Raw genomic sequence first — 26,230 nt, 5'->3', positions numbered from 1 at the left:
AGGAGACACCGTCATGGCTGCTGTGACAACGACACCACCGACCGGCGCGACCGTGCGCCGCACCAGGCCCAGGCCCTCCTTCGGGCGGGTGATGGCATGGGTGGTGATGGGGGCGATCCTGCTGGTCACCCTGTTGCCGTTCTACTGGATCCTGCGCACCGCGCTCTCCTCCAACGCCGGCATCGCGGCCGACCCGACCTCGCCCCTGCCGGTCGACGCGACGGGCGGCGGCTTCGCCCGGGCGCTCGGCATGCAGTCGACGAAGGAGGCCATCGCGCAGGGCGGGGCGGGCGGCGGGCTCGACTTCTGGCGCTATCTCCTCAACTCGGTGGTCGTCTCGACGCTGATCACCGCCTGCCAGATCTTCTTCTCCGCGATGGCCGCCTACGCCTTCGCCCGCCTGCGGTGGCGCGGCCGCGACACGGTCTTCGCCCTGTTCCTGGCCGGACTGATGGTCCCGACGATCTTCACCCTGCTGCCGAACTTCGTCCTCATCAAGCAACTCGGCCTGATCGACTCGCTGCTGGGGATCGCGCTGCCGACGATGTTCATGACGCCGTTCGCGGTGTTCTTCCTCCGCCAGTTCTTCATGAACGTCCCGCGCGAGGTCGAGGAGGCGGCGCTGCTCGACGGCGCCGGGAAGGTCGGCATCTTCTTCAAGGTGCTGCTGCCGATGGCCTCCACCCCGGTGATCACCCTGGCGGTGCTGACGTACATCACCTCCTGGAACGACTACTTCTGGCCGCTGATGGTGTCGTACAGCGACAGCTCGCGGGTGCTCACCGTCGCGCTGGCCATCTTCCGGGCGCAGACCCCGCAGACCGGCGTCGACTGGTCGGGGCTGATGGCGGCGACGCTCATCGCCGCGCTCCCGATGCTCGCGCTCTTCGCGTTCTTCGCGCGGCGGATCGTCAGTTCCATCAGCTTCACCGGAATCAAGTAGGAGGCACCTGATGCGATTCCGTACGCCCCCGAGGCACTCCCGTACGCTCGTCGCGCTGACCGGAGCGCTCGCGCTGACCCTGGCGGGATGCGCGAAGGACGACTCCGCCGGGTCCTCGTCGAACACCGTGACGTACTGGTTGTGGGACGCCAACCAGCTGCCCGCGTACGAGGCCTGCGCCAAGGACTTCGAGAAGCAGAATCCCGGCCTGGACGTGAAGATCACGCAGATGGGCTGGGACGACTACTGGACCAAGCTCACGGCGAGCTTCATCGCGGGCACCGAGCCCGACGTCTTCACCGACCACATACAGAAGTTCGGGCAGTTCGCCGACCTGAAGGTGCTCGAACCGCTGGACGACCTCCCCATCGAGGACTCCTCCTACCAGCCGGGCCTCGCGGCCAACTGGGTCGGCCAGGACGGCCACCGCTACGGCGCTCCGAAGGACTGGGACACCGTCGGGCTGTTCTACAACGAGAAGATGGCGAAGGCCGCCGGGATCTCCGCCGACCAGCTGAACGGCCTCAGTTGGAACCCGAAGGACGGCGGCACGTTCGAGAAGACGATCGCCCACCTCACCGTCGACCGCAACGGCAAGCGCGGCGACGAGCCGGGCTTCGACAAGAACAACGTCAAGGTGTACGGCCTGGCCACCAACGGCGCCGGAGACGGGGACGGGCAGACGCAGTGGAGCCCCTTCACCGGCTCGGCGGGCTGGACGTACACGGACGCGAAGCGCTGGGGCAAGAAGTACCACTACGACAGCGGGACCTTCCAGTCCGTCGTCAAGTGGTACTTCGGCCTGGCGAAGAAGGGGTACATGACGCCCTTCACCGACTGGAACTCCCAGTCCAACCAGGCCAACACACAGGTCGCGGCGGGCAAGGCCGCGACCGCGTTCGACGGCGCCTGGATGATCTCCACGTACGCCGGGTTCAAGGGCCTGGACATCGGCAGCGCCGTCAACCCGGCCGGGCCGACGGGCAAACGGGCGACCATGATGAACGGCCTCGCCGACTCCGTCACGAAGGGCGCAAGCAACAAGGCCGGCGCGAAGAAGTGGGTCACGTACCTGGCCTCGGACGCGTGCCAGCGGACGGTGGGCACCTACGGGATCGTCTTCCCGGCGACACCGGACGGCACCGAGGCCGCTGTCGCCGCCTACCGGAAGAAGGGCATCGACGTGTCGGCCTTCACACGGCCGATCGCCGACACCAAGGACTTCACGACCTTCTCCTACCCGATCACCAACTACGCGGCGGACGTCCTCGCGCTGATGAAACCGGCCATGCAGGACGTCTTCGGCAACGACGCGCCCGTCGGCGGTCTCGACGAGACCAACGACCAGATCAACCTCATTCTCGACCAGTGAGCATTCACCACCCGTGAGCATTCACCCCAGTGAGAGGCATGCCCCTATGACGTTCTCCCTCGGCATCGTCGGCGCCGGGCAGTTCTCCGGCCAGTTCGCCAAACTGTTCCTCGCCCACCCCGGCGTCGGCGATGTGTATGTCACCGACCTTCTCCCGGAGCGCGCCGAGCAACTGGCGTCCGCCGAAGGGCTGTCGGGAACCTTCCCCTCGTACCAGGCGATGCTGGAGTCGGAGGCGGTCGACGCCGTCGCGATCTTCACCCAGCGCTGGACCCACGGCCCGCTGGTGATCCAGGGGCTCAACGCCGGCAAGCACGTCTACTCGGCGGTGCCGATGGCGATCAGCCGCGACGAGATCGCCTCGATCATCGAGACGGTACGGGCCACCGGGCTCACGTACATGATGGGTGAGACCAGCCAGTACAACCCGGCGACGGTCCATGCCCGCAACCAGATCGCGGACGGCTCCTTCGGGCGGCTCTTCTACGCCGAGGGCGACTACGTCCACGACATGGACCTCGGGTTCTACGAGGCCTACCAGTACAGCGGCGGCGAGAACTGGAAGGCGACCGCAAGCTATCCCCCGCTGCTCTATCCCACGCACTCGGTGGGCGGGGTGCTCGGCGCCTGGCAGACGCACGCGGTGAGCGTGTCCGCGATCGGGGTGAAGGACGATCGCGGGGACGGCGTCTTCGACGAGGACGTCAGCCAGTTCGGCAACGACTTCTCGAACGCCACCGCGCTGTTCGAGGTCGCGGGCGGCGGCTCGTTCCGTACGAACGAGTTCCGGCGGGTGGGCTACCCCTCGCACATCCGGGAGTCGCGTTTCCGGTTCTTCGGGACGGACGCCAGCATGGAGCAGCTCGCCACGGTGGCCTTCTGGCAGGACAAGAAGGGGGTGAAGGACATCAGCGAGCTCCTTGAGCCCAAGCCCACGATGTCTCCCGACGACCCCTCCCTCCAGCACATCGCGCCGGAGCTGCGGGCCGCCTTCACCTCGGGGTCGGCTCCGGTGCACGACCGCTCACGCCTGCCGAGGGAGTTCGACAACCTGCACAACGGCCACGAGGGCAGCCACCACTTCCTGGTGGACGACTTCGTGACCGCCGTCAACACCCGCACCCTGCCGTCGGTGAACGCGTGGGTGGCGGCCCGCTACACCCTGCCGGGCATCGTGGCGCACGAGTCGGCACGGCAGGGAGGGGCGAGGCTGGAGATCCCGGACTTCGGGGACGCTCCGCAGGCGTGACGTTTCTGTACGGTCCGGTCTGTACGGTCCGGCCGTTCCCCGGAGCGGCCGGGCCGGACCGGTCAGGTGCCCGGCTTGCGGCCGTACACGTAGACGTCGTCGTTCTTCTTCAGGAGCGACCAGTACTTCTTGGCGTCCGTCTTCGTCATGTTGACGCAGCCGTGCGAGCCGGGCGGGTTCCACATGCTTACGCCGACCGAGTGGAAGGCCTGCCCGCCGTCGAAGAACTGGCTGTAGGGCATGGGCACGTCGTAGATCGACGAGACGTGGTCGATGTTCCGCCAGTAGATCTTCTTCAGGCCGGTGCGGGTCTCGTAGCCGTTGCGGCCCGTACGCACCGGCACCGGTCCGTACACGAGGGTGTCGCCGTCCTGGATCCAGCTGAGCTGGAGCGTCAGGTTCACGCAGGCGATGCGGCCCTTGTTGACCGGGCACTTGCCGTCCTTGTTGGGCTTCTTCCCGACGGCCTTCTGCTTGGTCATCAGGTCCATCACGCCCCAGGTGACGGAGCCTGCGTAGCCGATGTTCGGGGTGATGCCGTGCTTGGTCTGGAAGGCCTTGATCGCTTTGCAGTCGGCGGCGGACTGCCTGCCGTCGACGGGCCGGCCGAGGAACTTCTCCACCTGCTTCTGATACGGCCCGCTCTGCGTGGTGCAGCTCGCCGCCTGCGCGGGCGCCGCGCCCAGTGCGACGGTCAGCGGCGCCACCAGGCCGGTGAGCCCCAGTACGACGGCTGCCCGTCTACGAATGTCCCCCATGATCAGGCCTTTCCCCTTCGATCCGATCCATCTCTCCCACCTAGACCCACGTGGGGGGACTTCGGTTGTGGAGCTGGGCCTGCTGGAACAAAACGGTGACATGATCTTGAATTCGCCCATTCGGCACGCCGGCGGATTCCCCCGGACCGGCACCCTGATTCCGTGCGGCGGACGGTCGACGCCGACACCGACCGTGCGCGCGCAGCCGTGGCGCTCCCCGTCAGCTCCGTGGCGCCTTCGGAATCCTCGCAGCGGGAGACCTGACAGGTGGCGGCTGCTGGTCCGGCAGGACTCGCCGGGTACGGACCGGGGAGAGGAAGACCGGCAGGAAAGCCGTCGCGAGGAAGACCGCGCCCACCCACAACGTCGTCCGCACTCCGGCCAGTTCACCGATCAGGCCGGCCACGGCGGCGCCGACGGCGAGCGCGCCGGTGAGAACGAACCTGAACGTGGCGTTCATCCGGCCGAGGAGGGCGTCCGGGGTCATCCGCTGGCGCAGGCTCACCCCGAGCACGTTGTCCATGCCCGTCTTGAACATCGCGAGCACCCCGCCGGTGCCCGCGATCCACAGCCACGGCCCGCGGTCGATGAGCGGGACGAGCAGTCCGGCGGGGGCGAGGCACAGGCCCATGACGCCGAGGGTGCGGCCGTAGCCGAGGCGCGAAGCGAGGGGGCGGGCGCACCGGGCACCGAGCAGCAGACCGACGCCGCTCGCCGCCCAGTACAGGCCGAGCGCGCTCGCGGGCAGGTCGAGTTCGCGAACGAACAGGACCGGGAGCATGGTGTTGATGATCTGGGAGCCCAGGTTGGTGAGGGCGGCGGTGAGCGCGAGCGCGCGCAGTTCCCTGTTGCGGAAGACGTGCCGCAGGCCCTCGCCCACCTGGGTCCACAGGCGGGTCGCCTCGGTCGGCACGGGCGGCGCCCCGGCCCCGCGGACAGCGGTGAGCCGGAGCGCGGAGGCCAGATGGCTCGCCGCGGTGCACAGGACGGCCACCGGCGCGGTGAGCAGTTGGACGAGCGTCCCGCCCGCGCTCCGGCCTGCCACGTTGCTCACGGCCAGAAGGCTCATCATGGCCGCGTTGGCCGGTACGAGGGCGTCGCGGCCGACGAGTCCGGGCAGGGTGCTCTGCGAGCCGACGTCGAAGAAGACGGTGGCGCAGCCGCTCAGCAGCACGACCGCGTACAACTGTCCCAGCGTGAGCGCGTCCAGCCACCAGGCCAGCGGCACGGACGCGAACAGGACGGCCCGCGCGAGGTCCGCCGCGATCAGCACCCTGCGGTGACGCATCCGGTCCACCCAGGCTCCCGCGGGCAGGCCGATGAGCAGAAAGGCGAGCGTGCTCAGGGTGGCCAGGGCGCCGACCTGGCCGGGGCTCGCGTCGAGTTCCGCCACGGCGACCAGCGGGACGGCGACATAGCTGACGTTCGTACCGAGCTGACTGAGCGCGGTCGCACCGAAGAGAGTCCTGAAGTCGGCTGTGCGCCATGGGGAGTTGGGCTGCATGATCTACGACGGTGCCCGATCTCATCCTGCAGCACAAGTGAATTGATCTACATCAACAATTAAGCAGAGCTACGACATTTATTGCATCGGGAGGTCACCGTCGTTCACGAACCCGGAGGCTCGAACTGGCCCTCAACCCCTTCCGCCCTACGGCCCGTTGTGCTTGTCTGGGGGCCGTTTTCGGTGGCTGGGGCGGGAGTTGCCGCATGAGCAAGCCGTGGATCGTCGTGTTGCTGGCAGTGTTACTGCTGCTCACCGCGTGCGGAGACCCCTCGTCGGCCCCCGAGGCCGCGCCCACGCCCGCGTCGCCCGGATCCGGCTCGACCACCCATCAGCGCCCCGCCGTCACCCCCGGGGCCGGCACCGAACCCGGAACGCCGACAGGGCCGAAGTCAGGCTCCGCTTCCGAGGCCACCGCTGACACCGGGCGCCCCCGCCCCACCGTCCTGTACCTGGGCGACTCCATCGCCACGGAGAACCAGCAGGTCCTCGGCGGGCTCCTGCGTGAGGAGGCGAAGGCGCGCTACACCAGCGCCCCGTACTCCGGCACCACCCTGTGCGACTACCTGGAGGGCACCGGCGAGGACTCCCTCGTACCGCCGCAGGACAAGGCGGCGGCGCTGGTCCGCCGGCTGCGCCCGGACTTCGTGGTGCTGCAGTTCTGGGGCAACGCGTGGGACTACACGCCCTGCATGGACGGCGTCTCGTACACCACCTCGCGGGACAAGTACTTCGCGCGCTACACGGCCGACGCCGCGCGGCTGACCGACCAGATCGCGGGCGCGGCGGGCGGCGGCGAGGCGAAGATCGTGTGGGTGCTCCAGGGACCGGACGCGATGACGCCCGACCGGGTCCGGCGCGTCAACGCGGTGTACGAGCGGCAGGCGAAAGCCTCCGGCGACCTGCTCGCGGACGCCGGAAAGGCGGTGAGCCCGGCCACCGCCCGCTACACCTGGGCCCAGTACCTGCCGTGCACCGCGTACGAACGCGCGCACGCGTCCTACTGCACGCAACCGGGCAGCGGGCGAACGGCCCTGCACCGCGACGACGACTTCCTGCACTTCTGTCTGGCGCCGACCATCTCGAAGCCCCGGCCGTGCCCGGTCCGCTCCCCCGGAATCCTGCGCATCACCAAGGCGATCAGCCGGGCCGTGGTCTCCGCGGCCCGCTGACCGCCGTGCACGGTGGCCGGCTCGACCGGTCCCGAGGGTGGCGGACGGTTGCTGCCACCCGGGTCCGCGGAACCGGCCGTCATGCGGCGCCGGTCGCCTCACTCACCGGCGTAGGCCTTCTCCAGAGCGGCGATGTCGAGCTTGTGCATCTTGAGCATGGCCGCCATGGCGCGGTTCACCTTCTCCTGGTCCGGGTCGGTGATCATCTCGGTCAGCCTGGTCGGGACGACCTGCCAGGAGACTCCGAACCGGTCCTTCACCCAGCCGCAGGGGCCCTGCTCGCCGCCGCCCTCGGTGAGGGCGTTCGAGTAGAAGTCCACCTCCTCCTGGTCCCCGCAGTCCACCTGGAAGGAGATGGCCTCGGTGAACTTGAACTGGGGTCCGCCGTTCAGTCCGACGAACCTCTGGCCGTTGACCACGAAGTCGACCGTGATGACGGAACCGACGGGTCCGGGCCCGGCCTCCGTGTACCGGCCGACCCTGCCGAGCTCGGAGTTCTTGAAGACAGAGACGTAGAAGTTCGCGGCCTCCTCGGCCTGGCCGTCGAACCAGAGACACGTGGTGAATCCGTCGGTGGTCATGAGTACCTCCTGGGGCGGGAACGCAGTCATCTGTATCGACTGATCCTCGACGGGAAACTCATCGGTGGCACGGACAGCCGTTCCGGACGGGTGACTCCGGTCGCAACCGCGCGGAACGACGGCGGAGGCGGAGGCCATGGCGGAGGCGGAGGCGGTCGCGCGATCGGGTCTACTGGCCGACGCGTCCGTCGATGCGCTCCCGCAGGAAGTCCGCGTGACCGTTGTGCCGCGCGTACTCGGAGATCATGTGGACCAGCACCACCCGGAGGGTGACCGGCTCCTCGTCGTTGCCCCCGGCGAGGTCGAGGTCGGCGGCCTTCTCCACGAACCGCTCGGCGAAGGCGACTTCGGCGCGCCAGGTGTCCCAGGCCTCCGCCACGACCGCGGGGTCGGGCACCGCGCCGGTGAAGTCCGCGTTCGGGTCCTCCTCGGTGCGGTAGTGCGGGGGTACGTCCTCACCGGCCATGACCCGGCGGAACCAGGCCTGTTCCACCCTCGCGTGGTGCCGCAGCAGCCCCAGCAGCGAGAGGTTCGACGGCTCCACCGAACGCCGCGCCATGTCGTCGGCGTCGAGCCCGGCGCACTTCATCTCGAACGTGAGCCGGTGGTCCCGCAGATAGCCGACGAGCGTGGCCCGCTCTCCCACGAACTCGTCGTCCGACCGCGGATCCTCGTCGGGATGGACGAACATGTCCCACCACCCGAAGCTCCGCTCGGGCTGTGCCTGCTGGTTCGGCTCGGGTTCAGGGGCGTCGGCCATGCGAGAAGCATCCGGGCTCCCTCACGCATGCGCCACCCGTTTTCCCTTTCCCCGGTCGTCGGCGGGACGTCCCGTACCCGCTGCCGGTCAGGTGGCGCCCGAGTCCGGGACGCTCTGGCTGGCGGCCGACTCCGTCGTCGTGTCGCCGTCGTCGGGCGCCGGGTCGGAGGGCTCCGACGGCGGCAGTTCGGACGAGGGCGAATCGGACTCCGCGGACGGCGTGGCCGACGACGTCGAGGGGCAGGGGCTCGCCGAACCGCTCGGCGTCGCGGTCGCGCCCTCCGGCACCGACACGCACGGGGACGGGGACGCCGACGAAGGAGACAGGGAACTCGTCGACGGGGACGGCCGGCTCTCCGGAGGATCCGTCTTGCGGTCCTTGCCACCGGTGTCGCCCTTGTGCCTCTCGAACCAGTCGCCACTGTCCGGGTCGAAGATCACGAAGATGTTGATGACCTGGGGCGCGGGCGTGACGACCACGACGTTCGACGGCCGGTAGGACGGCCAGGAGTCGCCCGTCTTCTTGGGTGTGGACTTGAGCGCCACGGGCGGCAGCAGCGGGTTGCCGCAGGCGCAGCGCACCCGGGGGACGCCGCGGTCGTCGACGAGGACCGCGGTGCCGGACTGCAGGACCGCCTGGTAGCTGGTGGCCTTGCCGTCGCTGTAGCCGTGGTTGGTGACGCGGGTGTCCATCCGCAGCTGTACGGGGGTGAGCGAGCGCAGATACGCGGGCACGCCGGAGGGCTGGAGGCCCAGCACCGAGGCGAACGCCCTGTTCTTCTCCGGAGCCCCTTCGAGCGCCGAGATCTGCTTCTCGACGTCGCAGCTGGCCACCTTCTGTGTGCCGCCGTAGAGGCCCGGGGCCGAACCGTCCACGCCCCGCGTCACGTTGTCCGAATCGGGGGCGTCCGTGGGTGAGGGCGTCACGGGCGCGGTGGAACTGTCCGTTGCCGTCGACTCGGTGAACGGGTCGGGTCCCGACTTGCCCGCCGACTGGAGGAAGACCTCGCCGCCCGAGCTGGTGGTGCTGCTGTCGTCGGGCCGGGTGAGGACGACGACCAGGACCACCGCGGCGACGACCGCGGCGGCGATGACGGCGACCCGCGGCGCCGACCTCCACCAGGGCCGGTCGGGTCCTCTGCCCGCGCCCCCGCCGGATCCACCCGGTCCGCCGGACCCACCGGATCCTCCACCCGAGGGACCTGAGGGGCCGGAAGGGCCGCCGCCCGATTCACCGCTCGACGGGCTCACGCGGGTGCGCTCGTCGGGTGGCGGCGTGGGGCTCGGCCTGGTCGGTCCCGACAAGGGGCCGGAGGGTGGTCCTGTGGGGCGGCCGGAGGACGGCGGTTCGACGCTCACGAGCTCTTCTTCCCGGCGTAGGGACAATGCGGTACTTCAACCGATTAGTACCGCTTTATTCAACGACGAGCACCTTGTGTGCTCCGATCCCGTATCGCCCCCAAGCCGACGCGGTCGGCCCTCCCGGCAGGCGCGCCACCGGCAGGCTGCTTAGCGTGGCAGGGTGAGCCTCCAGACATCCCCTGACCAGGCAGTGGCCCGGCACGGCTGGGTCCAGGCCCTGGTGACGGTCCTCGCCGGACTGATCGCCATGCTCGTGGTGGCGGCGCTCGGACTGTGGGCGGCCGGGGCGTCCGACCTACCCGACGGCGCCTTCCCGCGTGTCGTGGCCGCCACGGTGGTGGTGGCGGTCGGCGGTTCGGTGGAGTTCGCCGGGGACGCCGGCGCGATCGCGGAGACCCGGGCGGGCCTGACGGTGATTCCGCTGTCGGTGACCCTCACCGGAGTCCTGGTCGTTGCTGCCGGGTTCCTGCGGCCACTGCGTCACCGGGCCGTGGCGGGCGCGTCCGAACTGGCGGGCTGGGCGGGCCGGATCGCCGTCGTGTGGCTGCTCGCCCTGGCCGGCCTCGCGCTGTCGGCCCGCCAGACCTTCGCCGTCTCCCTGGGCGAGGGCACGCTCTCCGACGTCGGCGACCTCTTCGGCACCTCGTCACCGCGGGTCGGTTTCAGGGCCGATGTGCCGGTGACGCTGGCCTTCGGTCTCCTCTGGCTGGCGGGTGTCTTCGTCCTCGCGCTGCTCGTCTCGCCCAGGGCCCCGCTCCCGCCCCGTCTGCTGCGTTTCCAGGAGTCGGTACGGCCTGCCGCGTACGCCATGGTCGTGCTGCTGCTCGCGTTCGTCGCCCTGGGTGTGGTCGTCGCGCTGGTGGTGGCGGTGACCCGCGGCCATGCCAGGGAGACGCTCGCGGTGATCCTCCTCGGGCTGCCGAACCTCGTATGGCTCGTCTTCACGATCGGTCTGGGCGTCACCTGGGAGGGCCGCGTCGAGGGGCCGTTCGGGCTGCCGATGCCCAAGGTGCTGGACACCGTGCTGCGTACGCCGGACCTCTCGACCCTCGACCTGCGCACCCTCTCCGAGCAGGACGGCAGGGTGTGGTGGCTGCTGGTCGTGAACGCCGTGCTGCTGGTCGGCGCCGCTTTCCTCATGGCCTCGCGCTCACCGGGCCGGATGCGCGCGTGGCAGCACGCCGTGCACATGGCTGTCGCGCTCATGCTCACGGTGCTCACGGTCTGCCTCCTCGGCCGGATCGACGCGCACTACGGCCTGTCGCTGCTCGGGATCGGGGACGTCGGCGGCGGGCTGTCCGGCGAGTTGTTCCTGCGGCCCGGCCTGTGGGCCGCGCTCGGTCTCGCCCTGCTCTGGGGCCTGGTCACCGGCTTCGCGGGCGCACTGCTCGCCTCCCGGATGCGCCACCACGGCGAGGTGGAGAAACCGAAGGCCTGACCTCGGCCGGGCGCGCGGGTGTGTCCGCGCACCACACGAACGGGCTACCGCATCGTGGTCCCCGGCCCGACGGCGACGCTCCACCGCCGTGCCCGGAAGGGGCACGGAGGACCGCGCGACGGGCCCGGTGCAACCCGCGCCCGTTCACCCGTCCGGGCGGCCTCCCGTCTGTTCCGGGGCTGCTCCCGTCTCTGCTCCGGGTCCGTACCTGCCCGTACCTGCCCGTACCTGCCCGTACCTGCCCGTACCTGCCTGGGCGGAGCCTCACCAGCGTGAGCGGGGAAACACGGGCAGAGCCCACTTCGGCGGCTCGGGCGGCGGCCCCGGCCGCTGGGGAGCCCCGACCGCGCGGAGGTCCACCTGGGTGGGCGCGTGCCCCGCCGCCTCCGCGCCCGTCGCCGCGGCGCGCAGCGCGGCCACGAAGGCGAGGCACGACTCGTACCGGTCGTCGGGGCTCTTGGCGAGTGCCTTCGCCAGCACACCGTCGACGGGCGCGGCGAGTCCGGGCCGCTCGCCGGTCAGCGGCGGCGGCTGGTCGTACTGGTGGGCCCACAGCAGGGCCATGTCGTCGTCCCGCTGGAAGGGCGGGCGGCCGGCCAGGGTCTCGTACACGACACAGGCGAAGCTGTAGACGTCGCACCGGCCGTCGACCGGACGCCCGGAGATCTGCTCGGGTGCCACGTAGTCGAGCGTGCCGACGAACTGGCCCACCGTCGTGAAGCCGGTGAGGGACAGCGACTTCTTCGTGAGGCCGAAGTCGGTGAGGTAGACGTGCTCGGGGTGGTCGCTGTCCGTGCCCGCCGCCACCAGGATGTTGCCGGGTTTGACGTCCCGGTGGACCAGACCGTGGTCATGGGCGGCGTCGAGGGCGGATGCCACCTGCACGGCGATGCGGGCGGCCACCGTGAGGGCCAACGGCCCCTCCCGGTCGAGCAGATGGCGCAGGTCACGGCCGGCGACGTACCGCATGGCGATGTAGAGGACACCGTCCGTCTCGCCCGCCTCGAAGACCGGCACGATGTGCGGGTGGTCGATGGCCGCGGCCACGCGCGACTCGTGCGTGAAGCGTTTGCGGAACGTGTCGTTGCGGGCGAGTTCCGGGGCGAGCAGTTTCAGGGCGACCGTGCGGTCCAGGCGCAGGTCCTTGGCCCGGTAGACGACGGCCATCCCTCCGCGGCCGACCTCGCGCTCGATGCGGTAACCCGCGATCTGTTTGCCGATCAGGTCGGAGGGCCGCCCCGAGTACAGGCTGGTGTCGTGCGGCATCACTGGTCACCGTCACCCGTGACGAGCCGGGTGGGGGCGTGACCGGTGTCCTCGCCGCCCCCTGGCCGGTCCGGTCCGGTGCCCCGCACGACCTGCGTGGGTTCCGGGCCCGGACCCGGCGCCCCTCGGCCCGGCTCGGGCCCGAGACCCGGTACGACCTGTGTGGGCTCGGGGCCCGCGTCCGGTACGGCCCGGGTGGGCGGACGGCCGGGTCCGGCGGGCGGCCTGGTCCCGGCCGGGGCGGACGGGGCGGGAGGCCGGGCGGACGGTGCGGCGCCGGCCGCGGCGGGCGGCTCCTGCGTCGCGTACGTGCTCATCCGGGTGCCGTCGCAGTACACCCACCGCTCGTGCTCGGCCTCGTACAGCCAGACGGCCTCGCCCTCGACAACGATCCCGACGCGCATGCCCTGGGTCCGGCCGTGGAACGCTTCGCCGTCCAGGTGTCCGGCGGCCAGTTCCTCGACGGTCTGCCGGTAGCGGCCCAGTGTCTCCTCGACGCGGGCGAGCAGCGGACGTGGGTCGGCGGTCCGGGCGAGCGGCTGCCCGGCGGCGGGCGGCTCCTGCGGGACGGCGACCAGCAGGCGGCCGTCGACCCACGCGGACCATCCGTTGGCGCACAGGACGTGCCCCCAGTCACCGAGGCGCTCGACGAGCCGGACCGGCAGGAGGGCGTCGAGGGGCACGGCGGGCCGGACCGGGTCCGGGGCGTCCCAGGACGGCATGCCGTCCTGCGGGACCACGTGCGTGGGACGGAAGTCGGGAGTCGTCGTCATCGCGCCTGCTTCCTACTTCCGCATGACTTCGGGCTCGTGTCGCCTGAGCAGCCGGGCCACCAGGTAGCCGAAGACCGCCGAGAGGACGACGAGCATGCCCATGTTGAGCAGCCACACGCCCACCGAGTGCCGGAACAGCGGGTCGGCCGTCAGGTCGCCGGGGACCAGCCGAGCGAGCCCGATGGTGCCCGCCATCGCACCGAGCGCCCAGCGCGACGGCACCAGCCACGACAGCTGCTCGATGCCGGGGACGCCGTCGAGCTTCAGCAGCGCACCGCAGAACACCACCTGGACGATGGCGAGGAGGACGAGCAGCGGCATCGTGACCTCCTCCTTGCGCACCAGCGCGGAGACGAGGAGGCCGAGCATCATCGCGGTGAAGGCCAGCAGCGCGACGGCGAGCGTGATCTCCACGAGTGGCGGCAGGACGACTCCCTCGCCGCCGGGCGCGTTCAGGTCGACGCCGAGCAGTGCCACCAGGGTCAGCACCACGGCCTGGAGCACGGTGATCGTGCCGAGGACGACGACCTTGGACATCAGGTACGCCGATCTGGACAGGCCGACGGCCCGCTCCCGCTGGTAGATCACCCGTTCCTTGACCAGTTCCCTCACGGCGTTGGCCGCGCCGGTCAGGACTCCGCCGACGCAGAGGATGAGCAGCGCGTTCATCGCCGTCTCCTGCGTCAGTTTGCTCCCCGACAGGGCACGGGCCATCGCCCCCATGACGAAGGGCAGGGCGATCATGATGGCGAGGAACGTCCGGTCGGCGCTGAGCGCCGCCGCGTACCGGCGCACCAGGGTGCCCAGCTGCGATCCCCAGCTCTGCGCCTTGGGCGGGCGGACGACCGTGCCGGGGGCCGGGGCGGCCTCGGGCAGGCGCGGCTGGGCGCTGGAGCTCACGATGTACTGCCTGTGGTGCGGCGACTCGCGGTAGTCGCCCGCCCAGTCCCGGTCGTGATCCCGCTCGAACGCCTCGAACGCCTCTGGCCACTGCTCGTAGCCGAAGAAGGCGAGCGTCTCGTCGGGGGGCCCGTAGTAGGCGACCTTGCCGCCGGGCGCGAGGACGAGCAGCCGGTCGCAGACGTCGAGGCTGAGCACGCTGTGCGTGACGACGATGACGGTCCGCCCGTCGTCGGCCAGTCCCCGCAGCATGTGCATCACCGAGCGGTCCATTCCGGGGTCGAGTCCGGAGGTCGGCTCGTCGAGGAAGAGCAGGGACGGCTTGGTGAGCAGTTCGAGTGCCACGCTGACCCGTTTGCGCTGGCCGCCGGAGAGGCTGTGGATGGGCTGCCGGGCGCGCTGTTCGAGGCCCAGCTCGTGTATGACCTCGTCGACCCGGGCCTTGCGCTCGGCCTTCGCGGTGTCCTGCGGGAAACGCAGCTCGGCGGCGTAGGCGAGGGCGCGTCGCACGGTCAGCTGGGAGTGGAGGATGTCGTCCTGCGGGACGAGGCCGATGCGCTGGCGCAGCTCGGCGTAGTCCCGGTACAGGTCGCGGCCGTCGTACAGGACCGTGCCCCGGTCGGCGGGGCGCTGGCCGGTGAGGGCGTTGAGCAGCGTGGACTTGCCGGCGCCGCTGGGTCCGACGACGGCCAGCAGGCACTTCTCACCGACGGGGAAGGAGACCCGGTCGAGGAGCGTCTTGCGGCCCCGGTCGACGGCGACGGACAGGTCCTGCACGTCGAGCGAGACCTCACCGGTGTCGACGTACTCCTGGAGCTGGTCGCCGACCAGGCAGAAAGCCGAGTGGCCGATGCCGACGATGTCGCCCCCGTCGATGCGGGCGCGGGTGACGGGCTGACCGTTGAGGAACGTGCCGTTGTGGCTGCCCAGGTCGACGATCTCGTACGTGCCGTCCGGCATCGCCCGCAGTTCGGCGTGCCGCCGGGAGACGCTCAGGTCGTCGACGACGAGGTCGTTGTCGTCGCCACGGCCGATACGCACGGAGCGGGCGGGCAGCGGCCGCACGGTGGTGGGCTGCCGGAAGGTTCCGGTCGCCGCGGGCATCGAAACGGCGGAGGGCCGCTCGGGGGCGGGCGGCGGGCGGTCCGCGAGGACGGCGCACGGGCCGTCGGCGGGGTTGCCGAAGCGGATGACGCTGCCGGGCCCGACGTCCCACGCGCGGACGCGGCGGCCGTCGGCGTACGTGCCGTTCGTGCTGTTCTCGTCCTCCAGCGTCCAGTGGTCGGCGCCCGGCCGCAGGACCGCGTGGTGCCAGGAGACCCTGGCGTCGTCGATGACGATGTCGCAGAGCGGATCCCGCCCCACGCGGTAGGCGTGGTTCGGGGTCATCACCGTGGATCCCGTCTCGGTTTCGAGGACGAGTTCGGGCGCCGCAGACCGCTCTGCCATGCCTGAATTCTAACTATTCGCCCGAGTATGCGCCTGCCGCGCGTAGTGGACGACGAGATCGGGGGCGACGGGATCCGGGCGGCGGGATCCCCGTCGGCTCAGGCGGCCGGGACGGACAGGAAGGGCTGGGTGCGCCGCATCCTCAGGGCGTCGACCGACTCCGCGAGCAGCTCGTACTCGGTGGTCTCGTCGTACGTGGCGATGCGCAGCAGATGCCCCGCGGCCAACTCCTCGGCGGCCAGATCCTGTTGTGCGATGTCGCCGCACCAGGTGCGCAGCATGCCGGGCACGTCCGGAGACGTGAGGGCGACGGGCGCCATCGAGTTCGGCGGGAAGTACGGGGCGTCGGGGTTCGGATCCAGGCGTTCGGCGATCCAGGACGCCCGGTCCCGTAACCACCACATGGCCAGGGCCAGGGTGGGCGCCCGGTAGGTGCCGAGCGGTATTCCGACCCACATTCCGCCGCAGACTCCGTACGCGGTGACGTGGCACAGGAATTCGTCGTGCACGATCACTCCCCCATTGCATCCGCTTGCTGCCGGGCCGGCCTCGCTTTCCTGCGGCTCGCTTTGCAGTGCACTGTGGCGCTGTTCTCATGCGGTTCACCGGAGGGATCTCCGGGCGGCTCCCAGTGCGCGCTCCGGGCGGTTCACCGGGACGCTCCCGGGGCGTTTTCTCGGGAAGTTCTCCGAGCGGCTCTCCGGGTGGTGAATGGTTCTAGCATTCAAGTATCGCCACTCCTGAAACAGTGTCACCACAACTTTCCGGCCAGTCTCCTGGCATATTCACTGCCCTGCTTGGCCGAAACCGCGCGGCCGCTGTTTCAAGGCCTGGAACGGGGTCCGGGCCGGGGCCGAGGCGAAGGCCGTGGCCGCCGCGCGACTGGAGAGGACGGGCGGATACGGAGCGTGCACGGGTTTCCCGACCGGGTGCCCGCGGCGGAGCGGCCCGGCGATCGCGATGAGTTCTGCCGCATCCGGCGGTCTTGTATGAGAGAGACCACCGGGAAAGCGGAGGACATCATGAGCACGGACACCGCACTGGACCAGCAATTCACGGCCGAACTGCGGAAGAGCCCCGAAACCGGCGGCTGGACGTATGTCGTCTGGCCCGATTCGGTCGCGTTCTTCGGCACCCGCGGCCTGGTCAAGGTCCGCGGGACGATCGACGGCCATCCCTTCAGGAGTTCGTTCATGGCGCTCGGCGACGGCACCCACAAACTCCCCGTGAAGGCCGATGTGCGCAAGGCGATCGGGAAGGAGGCCGGGGACACCGTGACGGTACGGCTGGAGGAGCGCGTCACGGACTGACCAGCGGCGTCGGCGTACGACGGGTCCGGGCCGTGCGCGTCCCGCGCGGCAGTGCCGACGGGAAACGGGTCGGGCCCGCCGGTGCGACACCGGCGGGCCCGATCCAAGGCCCCGGCAGGGGCCGCGACCCGCCCTAGGCGGCAGCCTTCCGCACGATGTCGTCGATCCGGGTGAGCTCGTCCTGCGAGAACTCCAGGTTGCCCATGGCCGCCACGCTGTCCTCCAGCTGCTGCGGGCTGCTCGCGCCGATCAGCGCGGAGGTGACCCGCTCGCCGCGCAGCACCCAGGCCAGCGCCATCTGGGCCAGGGACTGGCCGCGCGACGCGGCGATGTCGTTCAGGGCGCGCAGGTGGGCGACGAGTTCCCCGGTCACCTTGTCGGCGCTCAGGAAGGGACTGTCGCTCGCGGCCCGCGAACCCTCCGGGATCCCGTCCAGGTAGCGGCCGGTGAGCAGGCCCTGCTCCAGCGGCGAGTAGGCGATGGACCCGATCCGCAGCTCGTCGAGCGTGTCCAGGAGTCCCTCCTCCTCGGGGCGCCGGTCGAGCATCGAGTAGCGCGGCTGGTGGATGAGGAGCGGGGTGCCCAGCTCGCCGAGGATGCGGGCGGCCTCACGGGTCTGCTCCGGCGAGTAGTTCGACACACCGACGTACAGCGCCTTGCCCTGCTGGACGGCCGAGTGCAGCGCACCCATCGTCTCCTCCAGCGGAGTCTGCGGGTCGGGGCGGTGCGAGTAGAAGATGTCGACGTAGTCGAGGCCCATGCGGTTCAGGCTCTGGTCGAGCGAGGACAGCAGGTACTTGCGGGAGCCCCACTCGCCGTACGGGCCCGGCCACATCAGGTAGCCGGCCTTCGACGAGATGACCAGCTCGTCGCGGTACGGCGCGAAGTCCGCCTTCAGCGCCTCACCGAGCGCCGACTCGGCGGCGCCGGGCGGCGGCCCGTAGTTGTTCGCCAGGTCGAAGTGGGTGACGCCCAGGTCGAACGCGCGGCGCAGGATCGCACGCTGCGTGTCCACCGGCCGGTCGGGGCCGAAGTTGTGCCACAGGCCGAGGGAGAACGCGGGCAGCTTCAGGCCGCTGCGTCCGGTGCGCCGGTAGGGCATGTCCGCGTAACGATCGGTGTGTGCGGTGTACAACGCGGTCTCCAGAGGGGTCGGTACGGAGTGGACCGGTGTCCACTCTCGCCTGCCCGGCGGACAGCGGTCCAACAGGAGAATCGGATGGGATTCAGCGGATACGCTTCTCAATCATGGAACTGCGCCACCTACAGCACTTCGTCGCGGTCGCCGAGGACCAGCACTTCACCCGGGCAGCGGAACGGCTCATGGTGTCGCAGTCCGGCCTGTCCGCCTCCATCCGCGCCCTGGAGCGGGAGCTGCGCGCTCCGCTGTTCGTCCGTACCACCCGCCGCGTCACGCTCACCGAGGCCGGCAGGGCGCTGCTGACCGAGGCGGAGCGGATCCTGGCCCAGGTCCGCGCGGCCGAGGACGCGGTGGCCGCCGTGCAGGGTGTGCTGCGCGGCCTGCTGTCGGTCGGCACCGAGCAGTGCATCGCCGGGGTGCCCGTCGCCCAGCTGCTGGCCGCGTTCCGGAGGCAGCATCCCGACGTGGAGATCCGGCTGCGGCAGGCGGGTTCCGGGGCGCTCGCCGAGGACGTCGCCGCGGGCCGCCTCGACCTGGCCTTCGCCGTGACGACCCGCGCCGACACGGAACACCTCCGCTGCCTGCCCCTGACCAGCGAACCGATGACCGTGCTCTGTCATCCCTCGCACCGTCTGGCGGGCGGCGGGCCCGTGACGCCGGACGAACTCGGCGGCGAGTCCTTCGTGGACTTCCACCCCGACTGGGGCCCGCGCCGCACCACCGACGCGGCCTTCGCGGCCGCGGGTGTGCACCGCACGGTCGCGCTGGAGGTCAACGACGTGCACAGCCTCCTCGACCTCGTCGAGGAGGGCCTCGGCATCGCCGTCGTACCGCGCCACTTCGCCCACAAGCGGCAGGCACTGCCGGCCCTCGCGCTCAAGGCGGACGCCGAGACGCCGTACGAGACCGTCGCCATGCTCCCGCCGCCGGAAGCGACCAGTCCGGCCGCCCGGGCCCTCATGTCACTGCTCGAAACAGGGGGCCTGGCACCACCCCCATGAGGGGTTCCAGCACTCCTGACCGTCCCCTCGTCCGCCAGCAGACTCGTGCACATCGACACGACAACTGCGAGGCAGGGGTACGGAGATGACCGAGCACAGCCGACGGAACGTACTGCGCGGGGCGGCCGCCATCGCGGCGGCGGGCGGACTGGTGGGGTCGACCGGAGGATTCGCGGCAGGCGCTCCCGCCGGCGACAAGGGTCGCCACCATCCGTTCCTGGAAGGGGCGTTCGCTCCCGTCACCGAGGAACTGACCGCCTTCGACCTCCCGGTCACCGGCAGGATTCCCCGCGAGCTGAACGGCCGGTACCTCAGGAACGGGCCCAACGTCCTGGGCCTGGAGGACCCCCGCGCACACCACTGGATGCACGGCGCCGGCATGGTGCACGGCGTGCGGCTGCGCGACGGCCGCGCCGAGTGGTACCGCAACCGCTGGGTGCGCTCCGCCCGCGTCGCGGAGCAGCTCGGCGAGCCCTACCCGGGACCGGTGCCCCCGGACGACTTCCCCTGCAACACCCATGTCATCGGGCACCGCGGACGGGTCCTCGCCATCCAGGAGAGCGGCCCGCTCCCCTACGAACTCAGTTATGAGCTCGACACCGTGGGCACGTACGACTTCCGCGGCACCCTGGAGGGCTCGTTCACCGCGCACACCAAGCTGGACGCGGAGACCGGCGAGCTGCACGCGATCACGTACTACCCGACCTGGAACCACATACGGCATCTGGTGGTGAACGCCGCGGGGCGGGTCGTGCGGACCACGAGGATCCCGGTGTCGGACAGCCCGATGATCCACGACTTCGCGCTCACCGAGAAGTACGTCGTCATCCTCGACATGCCGGTCACCTTCGACCTGGCGGCCGCGGAGCGGGGCGACCTGGTGCCGTACGTGTGGAACGACCGGCATGCGGCGCGGGTCGGCGTCCTGCCACGGGCCGGCGGGAGGATCCGCTGGATCGAGGCCGAGCCGACGTACTACTCGCACACCCTCAACGCCTACGACGAGGGATCGTCGGTGGTCGTCGACCTCACGGCCTACCCGGCGCCCTTCTTCGTCGCGGGGCGCGGCTCCGGCGGGCCCTACGGCGCCGGGACGCCGCGGCTGCACCGCTGGACCGTCGATCTCGACCGGGGCTGTGTGCGGACCAGGGTTCTGGACGACCGGCCGCAGGAGTTCCCGCGCGTCAACGAGGCGCTGCTGACGCGGCGGCACCGGTACGGCTACTCGGCGGCCGCCGCGGAGATGATGCTGGCGTACGTGACGCCGGACGGGAATCCGCCCGACCGTGCCTTCAGCAACGAACTGATCAAGCACGATCTGCTGCGTGGTACGACGCAGGTGCACCGGCTGCCCCGGCACTCGGCGGCGGGCGAGGCGGTGTTCGTGGCCTCCGATCCGACGGACCCGAGGGCGGCGGAGGACGACGGCTACACCCTGGCGTACGTGCACAATCCCGACCGGGGCGCCGCCGATCTGCTGATCCTGTCCGCCCAGGACTTCACGGCTGAGCCGGTGGCCCGGGTGCATCTCCCGGCGCGGGTGCCGCTGGGATTCCACGGCAACTGGGTGCCGGACGCGTGAGGACGCGGTCGGCCGGACCCCGCGGCGGGGTCCGGCCGACCGCCGGCGCTCAGAGCGCGTACCCCGGCAGGACCACGTCCCGGATCAGGGCGTTGCGCTCGTCGAACGGGACGAACGCGCTCTTGAGGGCGTTGACCGTGACCGTGCGCAGGTCGTCGAGGGTCCAGCCGGCCTCGTCGACGAGCAGGGACATCTCGCGGGTCATGGTCGTGCCGGAGACCAGCCGGTTGTCGGTGTTGAGGGTGACGCGGAAACCGAGGTCGCGCAGGTGCGTGATCGGGTGCTCGGCGATCGACGTGGCCGCACCCGTCTGGAGGTTGGAGGTGGGACACATCTCCAGAGCGATGCGGTGGTCGCGCACCCAGCCCGCGACGCGGCCGAGCTTGCCGTCCACGATGTCCTCGGTGATCCGGACTCCGTGGCCGATGCGCTGGGCACCGCAGACCTGGATCGCCTGGTGGATGCTGGGCAGGCCGTGTGCCTCACCGGCGTGGATGGTGAACGGGACGTTCTCCTCGCGCAGGTGCCGGAAGGCGGCGAGGTGGTCGGCGGGCGGGAAACCGTCCTCGGCGCCCGCGATGTCGAAGCCGACGACGCCCGCGTCGCGGAACGTCACGGCCAGGTCCGCGATCTCACGGCTCCGGTCGAACATGCGCATCCCGCACAGCAGCGTGCCGACCTGGACCGGGGTCCCGGCGGCGTCCGCCTTCGCCATACCGGCGGCCAGGCCCTCCTGCACGGTCGCGACGACCTCGGGCAGCGTGAGCCCGCCGTTCAGCATCAGCTCGGGGGCGTAGCGGACCTCGCCGTAGACGACACCGTCCTCGGCGAGGTCGAGGACGTACTCCTCGGCGGTCCGCAGCAGGCCCTCCCGGGTCTGCATCACGGCGAGGGTGTGCTCGAAGGTGGCTATGTAGCGGACCAGATCGCCGGAGTTGGCCGCCTCGTAGTACCAGGCGGCGAGCGCGTCGGGGTCGGTGGTGGGGAGTGTGTGGCCGACCGTCGCGGCGAGTTCGACGAGGGTCGCGGGGCGCAGTCCGCCGTCGAGGTGGTCGTGGAGAACGGCCTTGGGGAGCCGGCGGATGGTGTCGATGTCGATGCGTGACGCGGTCATGCGGTGATTCCTCGGCAGGTTGTCTGTGGGTGTGGTCCGCGGGTGGGGACGGCTGGTCAGTGGTCGGTCGCGTCGGGAGATGCGGGCTGCAGCAGGTCCCACCTGTTCCCGTACAGATCCTGGAAGACGACGACCGAGCCGTACGCCTCGTGGCGGGGCTCCTCCAGGAAGGTCACGCCCGCCGCGGCCATCCGTGCGTGGTCGCGGGCGAAGTCGTCGGTGTGCAGGAAGAAGCCGACCCGGCCACCGGTCTGGTCGCCGACCCGGTCGCGCTGCGTCCCGCCCTTGGCACGGGCCAGCAGCAGGCCGGTGCCGGTCCCGCCGGTGTCCGGTTCCACGACGACCCAGCGGGACCCGTCGGGGCGCGGGGTGTCCTCGGCGAGCCGGAACCCGAGAGCGTCGGTGTAGAAGCGGATGGCCTCGTCGTAGTCGTCGACGACGAGGGTGACCAGGGCGACGCGTTTCATCGGGGCCTCTCGGGAGGGTGGGTTCAGCGACTGGCGTTATACGTAACACGCGAGGATACGGCATCGGCGGGGATGGTCCGCATGAGCGCCCTCGGCTCCGGGCGGGGCGGGCGGCCGGGGGCGCGCGGAGCCGGACCAGGCAGGGGCCGCTTGCCGTCGTCTTACCCGTCTCCTGCATGCTGGACGGAGGCAGGATCAAGCGACAGGCAGGAGCGACACACCATGTCCGAGACGCCCAGGTCGACCGGGGCACCCGCCCACCAGAACGTCACCTTCCCGAGCGCCGGGAGCACCGCGCACGGCTACCTGGCACTGCCTCCGGCCGGACAGGGGCCCGGCGTCATCGTGATCCAGGAGTGGTGGGGCCTGACCGACCACATCGCGGACGTCACCGAGCGCCTGGCGAAGGAGGGCTTCGTGGCGCTGGCCCCCGACCTGTACGGCGGCAACGTGGCCCACGAGAGCTCCGAGGCGCTGCGCATGATGCAGGACCTGCCCGTGTCGCGCGGCGTCGAGCTGCTGTCCGGCGCCGTCGACCATCTGCTGGCGATGCCCGAGGTCACGTCCGGAGCTGTCGGCTCGGTCGGCTTCTGCATGGGAGGCGGCTTCGTCCTCCACCAGGCGGCCACCGACGCCCGCGTCCGTGCCGCCGTTCCCTTCTACGGCGTCATCCAGGGTGAGACGCCCGACTTCTCCGGGCTCAAGGCGCAGATCCTGGGCCACTACGGCGAACGCGACACGAGCATCCCCGTCGACTCCCTCGCCCCTCTCGCCGAGACGATCCGCGAGCAGTCCGGCATCACCCCGGACCTGCGCGTCTACCCGGCCGACCACGCGTTCTTCAACGACGGCCGCCCGGCGGTGCACGACCCCGAGTCCTCCGCGCTCGCCTGGCGGAGCACGGTGGACTTCCTGCACGCCCAACTGGGCTGACCACAGGCCGCGTCGAGCGGTCCGTACGCCGCTTCCCCCGGAGCTCACCGGCGGAAGCGGCGTACGGCTAAGGGGCCCGGTGCTCTCGCGCCCGGACCCTCCTCGCCGGTACGTGGGCGTGTTCGGCTCAGTAGGTGTACGTGTTCAGCGTCGCCACCGCCGAAGCGGGTGAGCCGAGGTCGTAGTGGTCCACCGCGAGGAAGTTGGGCTTCTTGCGGGCCGCGGGCTGGCAGAAGCGCTGGGCCCGGTCGGTGAGCTTGGTGTTGTCGGTGGCGGCGGTGGAGGCTATCCCCGCGTCGCGGAAGTGGTTCATGACGAAGAGCGGCCGGAAGGGCGGCGCCGCGGCGGTGAGGGGGACGTTGGTGTTGGCGTCGTACCAGCGGCTGTAGCAGGCCCAGTTGGAGCTCCCCAGGCCCGAGCCCATGGACCAGTAGTTCTCCACGGTCCACTCACGCTGGTACATCACGCCGAAGCTGTCGCGGGTGAGCCCGGCGGCCTGGTCGGCGGAGCGGCTGTGGTCGGTGAACAGGAGCAGACGGTCGTTGGCGGCGATCAGGTCCGCCATCCGCGGCCAGCCCTTCGTGCGCACGCCGGTCTGGTCCGGTCGGTAGAGGACGTCGGACAGGCCGTTCACGCGGGCCAGTTCACTGCGCAGGACGCCCGGGTCGACGTAGTCCTCCAGGAACACGGTGACGAACTCGTCCGGGTTCCGCTTGAGGAAGTCGACCATGCGCTGGATGTCCACCCACAGGGCCACCGGCCTGCTGACGAGCGTGCAGCTGTTGTGGCACAGGATCGCGCCGTCCGACGTCTGGTGGATGTCCAGCATGAACCCGCGTACGCCGTCGGTGAGTTGCCGGTCGATGCCCCGGGTCTGGTTCGGGACGAGGTTCACGAAGGGCGGGGCGAAACCGCCGTCCACGCCGTTCGCGTAGGCGTTGTGGGAGGTGAGGAACGTGACCTGGTCCAGGGTGCGCCGGTCCTGGGAGGGCATCGGGGCGACGGGGGACGTGACCGGAGTCAGGTACCAGGCCGCGGGGCCGCCCGCCGCGCCCACGACCAGCTGGGCGGGGTAGTTGGCGCCCGAGGCCTTCGCTCCGACCGTCAGGTACTGGTCGGCGCCGGGGACCTTGAGCCGGTACTGGTCGGTGCCCGTCGGCGTGATCTCCCACAGGGCGTCGGCACCCGCGCAGGCCACTGTTCTCGCCTGGCCACCCGAGCGGCCGAGGCAACTGCCCGCCGTGTCGGTGCTTTCGAGGACGTACGACGCGCCGCTCGACCGGAGCGACCACTGCTGGCGGTCCTCGTTGCCCTTGGGGTTGCGTTGGACGACCGCTCCCCCGCTGTCGGCGGCGTTCAGGCCGGTGACCGCGCTCTGCACGTAGAACACGCCCGCCGTCGGCACCTCGGCCGCTTGGGCGGGAGCGGCCAGGGCGGTGGTCAGTGCCGCTCCGGCGGCGGTGAGAGCGAGCAGGGGGCGATGGCTCCGCATGACGGTCGGGTCCCTTCGGCAGCACGGCGACGCCGGAACGGCGGCCGGAAAAAATGGGGGGTCTGCGCGGGACACTCAATCGGCTTGGTATGTACCGGTCAATAGCTCGGACGGTGCGGACACGGTTCACCAGGTCGTCCGGTGTTTCGCGGGTTGCATGGCGGGCACCGCGGTACTCCTACGGGGAGCACCGACCGATCACCGGGCCAGGAGGGTGAACATGAACGACGACAGCATGGCGGACGACGCCTACCAGCCCACGGGAACCAACGAGGAGCAGGAGGACGCCGCGCCGCTCGATCTCCAGGACGCGGTGGACGAGCGCACGTACGACGACATTCTCGACGAGGGCTACTCCCCGCCCGAGAGGCCCCTGGGTGTCACCAAGACCGGTGTCACGGCGGCCGAGCAGCACGAGGGCGAGACCCTCGACGAGCGGCTGCGCCAGGAGGTCCCCGAGGTGGAGGCGCCGCCCGGCGACGGCATCGGCGACCTGCCCGGGGGTGAGGGCGAAGCGGTCGGCCCGGAGGTCGGCGCCGACCGTGCGGGCCGGCTGGTGGCGCCGGACGAGGGCGCGCACCCGGACACGACGAAGGAAGCCGTCGCCTCCGACATGGGCATCGACGGCGGAGCCGCGGGCGCCGAGGAGGCCGCGGTCCACGTCGTGCCCGAGGAGGAGCTGCCGACGGCATCCGAGCGCGGGGTCTGACCTCACCGGACCGGCTCACGAACGGGCTGCCCGCGGCCGCCACGTCGGCAGCCTCGGCTCGTCCCGGTCAGGTGGACCGTGGTGCCCGACGACCGAGGTCGTCGGGCACCACCACGTTCCGGACGCCGGTGAAGAGGTACCCGCAGCGATGACGGCTCGGGTGCGGACAGGGACGGAGACTCCGATGGGGGCACGGCGCTTCTCGGCGGCACAGACGGTTTCGGAGGCTGCCCGTCACGCGAGGGCCGACGACCTGCCACGTACTCTCTGCGACACGGTCTGCGAGGTCCTGGCCGTCGACGGAGTCGCCTTCTCCCTGCTCACCGACACGCCGTCCCGGCAACTGCTGTGCGCGTCCAACAACACGGCCCTGCGGCTGGAGGAGATCCAGTTCACCGTGGCGGAGGGCCCTTGCATCACCGCCGCCTCGCAAGGGGTTCCCGCCGTGGGCAGTGGTCTGCGGCAACGCGTCACGCCGTGGCCGTTCTTCGGGGCGACGGTCGCCGAGCAGCTTCCCGAAGTGGGCGCCGTCTACGCGTTTCCCCTGCGGCTCGCGGACCAGACGCTCGGTTCGATGGAGCTCTTCACGCGTGCCTCCGACGGCCTCGACGCGTCCTCGATGCGCGCCGGGGCCCAGGTCGCCGACGCCGTGGTGACGGCTCTCCTGCCTGCACATCGCGAGCTCTTCGACGACTTCGCGTATCCCCGGTGGAAGCCCCAGGACGTGGCACGGGCCCACTGGTCGTCGACCCATCAGGCCATCGGGGTCGTCGCCGCCCGCTTCGACATGAGTGTCGAGTCGGCTCTCGCCACAATGCGGGCGGAGGCATTCCGCACGGGGCAGACACTCGCGGAGATCACGTCGGCCGTCCTCAGGCGTCCGCCCCGCGGATAGCCGGCCGTCTGCCGTCTGCCGTCTGCGGACCACGCGGACGGCGCGGTCCGGATCGGCAC

At 70.8% G+C, this 26,230-nt stretch carries 24 protein-coding genes; 11 read left to right on the top strand and 13 right to left on the bottom strand.

Annotation, left to right across the window (positions count from 1 at the left end):
* The first annotated feature begins 13 nt into the window (after positions 1–13).
* The 3 genes from KUF83_RS27225 to KUF83_RS27215 are packed head-to-tail and all read left to right on the top strand — an operon-like array spanning position 14 to position 3,564.
* Positions 14–943, top strand: a complete 930-nt coding sequence (locus KUF83_RS27225) for a carbohydrate ABC transporter permease (protein ID WP_217457566.1) — start codon at positions 14–16, stop codon at positions 941–943.
* Between the two features lie 10 nt (positions 944–953).
* Positions 954–2,315 (top strand): sugar ABC transporter substrate-binding protein, encoded by a 1,362-nt coding sequence (locus KUF83_RS27220; RefSeq protein ID WP_217457565.1) that lies wholly within the window; start codon positions 954–956, stop codon positions 2,313–2,315.
* 46 nt (positions 2,316–2,361) lie between these two features.
* Entirely contained in the window at positions 2,362–3,564 is a 1,203-nt protein-coding gene (locus KUF83_RS27215; protein ID WP_217457564.1) for a Gfo/Idh/MocA family protein, read from the top strand.
* A 62-nt stretch (positions 3,565–3,626) separates the two neighbouring features.
* Here the strand turns inward: KUF83_RS27215 and KUF83_RS27210 are convergent, their stop codons facing one another.
* Complete coding sequence (locus KUF83_RS27210; RefSeq protein WP_217457563.1) at positions 3,627–4,322, bottom strand: L,D-transpeptidase; 696 nt, start codon at positions 4,320–4,322, stop codon at positions 3,627–3,629.
* A 220-nt stretch (positions 4,323–4,542) separates the two neighbouring features.
* Positions 4,543–5,826, bottom strand: a complete 1,284-nt coding sequence (locus KUF83_RS27205; RefSeq protein ID WP_217457562.1) for an MFS transporter — start codon at positions 5,824–5,826, stop codon at positions 4,543–4,545.
* A gap of 206 nt (positions 5,827–6,032) precedes the next feature.
* Between KUF83_RS27205 and KUF83_RS27200 the strand changes: the two genes are divergently transcribed.
* Positions 6,033–6,998, top strand: coding sequence for an SGNH/GDSL hydrolase family protein (locus KUF83_RS27200; RefSeq protein ID WP_217457561.1), 966 nt, complete (start codon positions 6,033–6,035; stop codon positions 6,996–6,998).
* Positions 6,999–7,096: 98 nt separating this feature from the next.
* Here KUF83_RS27200 and KUF83_RS27195 read toward each other — a convergent pair whose 3' ends face one another.
* The 3 genes from KUF83_RS27195 to KUF83_RS27185 all read right to left on the bottom strand — a co-directional run bounded on the left by KUF83_RS27195 (position 7,097) and on the right by KUF83_RS27185 (position 9,698).
* On the bottom strand, positions 7,097–7,579 hold the full coding sequence (locus KUF83_RS27195) for a VOC family protein (RefSeq protein WP_217457560.1): 483 nt from the start codon (positions 7,577–7,579) through the stop codon (positions 7,097–7,099).
* 169 nt (positions 7,580–7,748) lie between these two features.
* Complete coding sequence (locus KUF83_RS27190; RefSeq protein ID WP_217457649.1) at positions 7,749–8,270, bottom strand: DinB family protein; 522 nt, start codon at positions 8,268–8,270, stop codon at positions 7,749–7,751.
* 156 nt (positions 8,271–8,426) lie between these two features.
* A complete protein-coding gene (locus KUF83_RS27185; protein WP_217457559.1) occupies positions 8,427–9,698 on the bottom strand; it encodes a DUF6777 domain-containing protein in 1,272 nt (423 codons plus the stop codon).
* 163 nt (positions 9,699–9,861) lie between these two features.
* Between KUF83_RS27185 and KUF83_RS27180 the strand changes: the two genes are divergently transcribed.
* Positions 9,862–11,139 carry a streptophobe family protein gene (locus KUF83_RS27180; protein ID WP_217457558.1) on the top strand — a complete coding sequence of 426 codons (1,278 nt, stop codon included), beginning with the start codon at positions 9,862–9,864 and terminating at the stop codon, positions 11,137–11,139.
* Between the two features lie 264 nt (positions 11,140–11,403).
* Here KUF83_RS27180 and KUF83_RS27175 read toward each other — a convergent pair whose 3' ends face one another.
* The 4 genes from KUF83_RS27175 to KUF83_RS27160 all read right to left on the bottom strand — a co-directional run bounded on the left by KUF83_RS27175 (position 11,404) and on the right by KUF83_RS27160 (position 16,036).
* The gene (locus tag KUF83_RS27175) at positions 11,404–12,405 is read right to left on the bottom strand and encodes a serine/threonine-protein kinase (RefSeq protein WP_217457557.1); all 1,002 of its coding nucleotides are present in this window, start codon (positions 12,403–12,405) and stop codon (positions 11,404–11,406) included.
* Positions 12,405–13,178, bottom strand: a complete 774-nt coding sequence (locus KUF83_RS27170) for a hypothetical protein (protein ID WP_217457556.1) — start codon at positions 13,176–13,178, stop codon at positions 12,405–12,407. The genes KUF83_RS27175 and KUF83_RS27170 overlap by 1 nt, the downstream gene beginning before the upstream one ends.
* Positions 13,179–13,190: 12 nt before the next feature.
* Positions 13,191–15,527 carry an FHA domain-containing protein gene (locus tag KUF83_RS27165; protein ID WP_217457555.1) on the bottom strand — a complete coding sequence of 779 codons (2,337 nt, stop codon included), beginning with the start codon at positions 15,525–15,527 and terminating at the stop codon, positions 13,191–13,193.
* Between the two features lie 98 nt (positions 15,528–15,625).
* Entirely contained in the window at positions 15,626–16,036 is a 411-nt protein-coding gene (locus KUF83_RS27160) for a hypothetical protein (protein ID WP_217457554.1), read from the bottom strand.
* A gap of 513 nt (positions 16,037–16,549) precedes the next feature.
* Here KUF83_RS27160 and KUF83_RS27155 point away from each other — a divergent pair.
* On the top strand, positions 16,550–16,837 hold the full coding sequence (locus tag KUF83_RS27155; RefSeq protein WP_217457553.1) for a DUF1905 domain-containing protein: 288 nt from the start codon (positions 16,550–16,552) through the stop codon (positions 16,835–16,837).
* 133 nt (positions 16,838–16,970) lie between these two features.
* On the opposite strand, the gene mgrA is transcribed toward KUF83_RS27155, so the two are convergent.
* Positions 16,971–17,972, bottom strand: a complete 1,002-nt coding sequence (gene mgrA, locus KUF83_RS27150) for an L-glyceraldehyde 3-phosphate reductase (protein ID WP_217457552.1) — start codon at positions 17,970–17,972, stop codon at positions 16,971–16,973.
* A gap of 113 nt (positions 17,973–18,085) precedes the next feature.
* Here mgrA and KUF83_RS27145 point away from each other — a divergent pair, with 113 nt between their 5' ends.
* Positions 18,086–18,979, top strand: a complete 894-nt coding sequence (locus KUF83_RS27145; protein ID WP_217457551.1) for a LysR family transcriptional regulator — start codon at positions 18,086–18,088, stop codon at positions 18,977–18,979.
* Between the two features lie 85 nt (positions 18,980–19,064).
* Entirely contained in the window at positions 19,065–20,561 is a 1,497-nt protein-coding gene (locus KUF83_RS27140) for a carotenoid oxygenase family protein (RefSeq protein ID WP_217457550.1), read from the top strand.
* Between the two features lie 49 nt (positions 20,562–20,610).
* Here KUF83_RS27140 and KUF83_RS27135 read toward each other — a convergent pair whose 3' ends face one another.
* Positions 20,611–21,675, bottom strand: coding sequence for an adenosine deaminase (locus KUF83_RS27135; protein ID WP_217457549.1), 1,065 nt, complete (start codon positions 21,673–21,675; stop codon positions 20,611–20,613).
* 56 nt (positions 21,676–21,731) lie between these two features.
* Positions 21,732–22,142: a VOC family protein gene (locus tag KUF83_RS27130; protein WP_217457548.1), complete on the bottom strand. Its 411-nt coding sequence runs from the start codon at positions 22,140–22,142 to the stop codon at positions 21,732–21,734.
* Positions 22,143–22,364: 222 nt separating this feature from the next.
* Here KUF83_RS27130 and KUF83_RS27125 point away from each other — a divergent pair, with 222 nt between their 5' ends.
* Positions 22,365–23,075, top strand: a complete 711-nt coding sequence (locus KUF83_RS27125; RefSeq protein ID WP_217457547.1) for a dienelactone hydrolase family protein — start codon at positions 22,365–22,367, stop codon at positions 23,073–23,075.
* A gap of 127 nt (positions 23,076–23,202) precedes the next feature.
* Here KUF83_RS27125 and KUF83_RS27120 read toward each other — a convergent pair whose 3' ends face one another.
* Positions 23,203–24,567 carry an RICIN domain-containing protein gene (locus KUF83_RS27120; protein WP_217457546.1) on the bottom strand — a complete coding sequence of 455 codons (1,365 nt, stop codon included), beginning with the start codon at positions 24,565–24,567 and terminating at the stop codon, positions 23,203–23,205.
* Between the two features lie 220 nt (positions 24,568–24,787).
* On the opposite strand from KUF83_RS27120, the gene KUF83_RS27115 reads away from it, so the two are divergent.
* Both KUF83_RS27115 and KUF83_RS27110 read left to right on the top strand, forming a co-directional pair.
* On the top strand, positions 24,788–25,276 hold the full coding sequence (locus KUF83_RS27115; protein ID WP_217457545.1) for a DUF5709 domain-containing protein: 489 nt from the start codon (positions 24,788–24,790) through the stop codon (positions 25,274–25,276).
* A 184-nt stretch (positions 25,277–25,460) separates the two neighbouring features.
* Positions 25,461–26,171 carry a GAF domain-containing protein gene (locus KUF83_RS27110; protein WP_217457544.1) on the top strand — a complete coding sequence of 237 codons (711 nt, stop codon included), beginning with the start codon at positions 25,461–25,463 and terminating at the stop codon, positions 26,169–26,171.
* Positions 26,172–26,230: the final 59 nt, after the last annotated feature.

It is taken from the genome of Streptomyces sp. BV286, from assembly GCF_019090165.1.
In the GTDB taxonomy this organism is placed as follows: Bacteria; Actinomycetota; Actinomycetes; order Streptomycetales; family Streptomycetaceae; genus Streptomyces.
This window is presented reverse-complemented; position numbering and strand designations above follow the sequence as displayed.

What these genes read in the sequence shown, in the direction of transcription:
- KUF83_RS27200 (WP_217457561.1), top strand. Translation starts at nt 6,033, where the DNA reads ATGAGCAAGCCGTGGATCGTCGTGTTGCTGGCAGTGTTACTGCTGCTC.
- KUF83_RS27205 (WP_217457562.1), bottom strand. Translation starts at nt 5,826, where the DNA reads ATGCAGCCCAACTCCCCATGGCGCACAGCCGACTTCAGGACTCTCTTC.
- KUF83_RS27170 (WP_217457556.1), bottom strand. Translation starts at nt 13,178, where the DNA reads ATGACGACGACTCCCGACTTCCGTCCCACGCACGTGGTCCCGCAGGAC.
- KUF83_RS27220 (WP_217457565.1), top strand. Translation starts at nt 954, where the DNA reads ATGCGATTCCGTACGCCCCCGAGGCACTCCCGTACGCTCGTCGCGCTG.
- KUF83_RS27110 (WP_217457544.1), top strand. Translation starts at nt 25,461, where the DNA reads ATGGGGGCACGGCGCTTCTCGGCGGCACAGACGGTTTCGGAGGCTGCC.
- KUF83_RS27140 (WP_217457550.1), top strand. Translation starts at nt 19,065, where the DNA reads ATGACCGAGCACAGCCGACGGAACGTACTGCGCGGGGCGGCCGCCATC.
- KUF83_RS27195 (WP_217457560.1), bottom strand. Translation starts at nt 7,579, where the DNA reads ATGACCACCGACGGATTCACCACGTGTCTCTGGTTCGACGGCCAGGCC.
- KUF83_RS27115 (WP_217457545.1), top strand. Translation starts at nt 24,788, where the DNA reads ATGAACGACGACAGCATGGCGGACGACGCCTACCAGCCCACGGGAACC.
- KUF83_RS27135 (WP_217457549.1), bottom strand. Translation starts at nt 21,675, where the DNA reads ATGACCGCGTCACGCATCGACATCGACACCATCCGCCGGCTCCCCAAG.
- KUF83_RS27165 (WP_217457555.1), bottom strand. Translation starts at nt 15,527, where the DNA reads ATGGCAGAGCGGTCTGCGGCGCCCGAACTCGTCCTCGAAACCGAGACG.
- KUF83_RS27175 (WP_217457557.1), bottom strand. Translation starts at nt 12,405, where the DNA reads ATGCCGCACGACACCAGCCTGTACTCGGGGCGGCCCTCCGACCTGATC.
- KUF83_RS27215 (WP_217457564.1), top strand. Translation starts at nt 2,362, where the DNA reads ATGACGTTCTCCCTCGGCATCGTCGGCGCCGGGCAGTTCTCCGGCCAG.
- KUF83_RS27190 (WP_217457649.1), bottom strand. Translation starts at nt 8,270, where the DNA reads ATGTTCGTCCATCCCGACGAGGATCCGCGGTCGGACGACGAGTTCGTG.
- KUF83_RS27155 (WP_217457553.1), top strand. Translation starts at nt 16,550, where the DNA reads ATGAGCACGGACACCGCACTGGACCAGCAATTCACGGCCGAACTGCGG.
- KUF83_RS27145 (WP_217457551.1), top strand. Translation starts at nt 18,086, where the DNA reads ATGGAACTGCGCCACCTACAGCACTTCGTCGCGGTCGCCGAGGACCAG.
- KUF83_RS27120 (WP_217457546.1), bottom strand. Translation starts at nt 24,567, where the DNA reads ATGCGGAGCCATCGCCCCCTGCTCGCTCTCACCGCCGCCGGAGCGGCA.
- KUF83_RS27130 (WP_217457548.1), bottom strand. Translation starts at nt 22,142, where the DNA reads ATGAAACGCGTCGCCCTGGTCACCCTCGTCGTCGACGACTACGACGAG.
- KUF83_RS27210 (WP_217457563.1), bottom strand. Translation starts at nt 4,322, where the DNA reads ATGGGGGACATTCGTAGACGGGCAGCCGTCGTACTGGGGCTCACCGGC.
- KUF83_RS27125 (WP_217457547.1), top strand. Translation starts at nt 22,365, where the DNA reads ATGTCCGAGACGCCCAGGTCGACCGGGGCACCCGCCCACCAGAACGTC.
- KUF83_RS27225 (WP_217457566.1), top strand. Translation starts at nt 14, where the DNA reads ATGGCTGCTGTGACAACGACACCACCGACCGGCGCGACCGTGCGCCGC.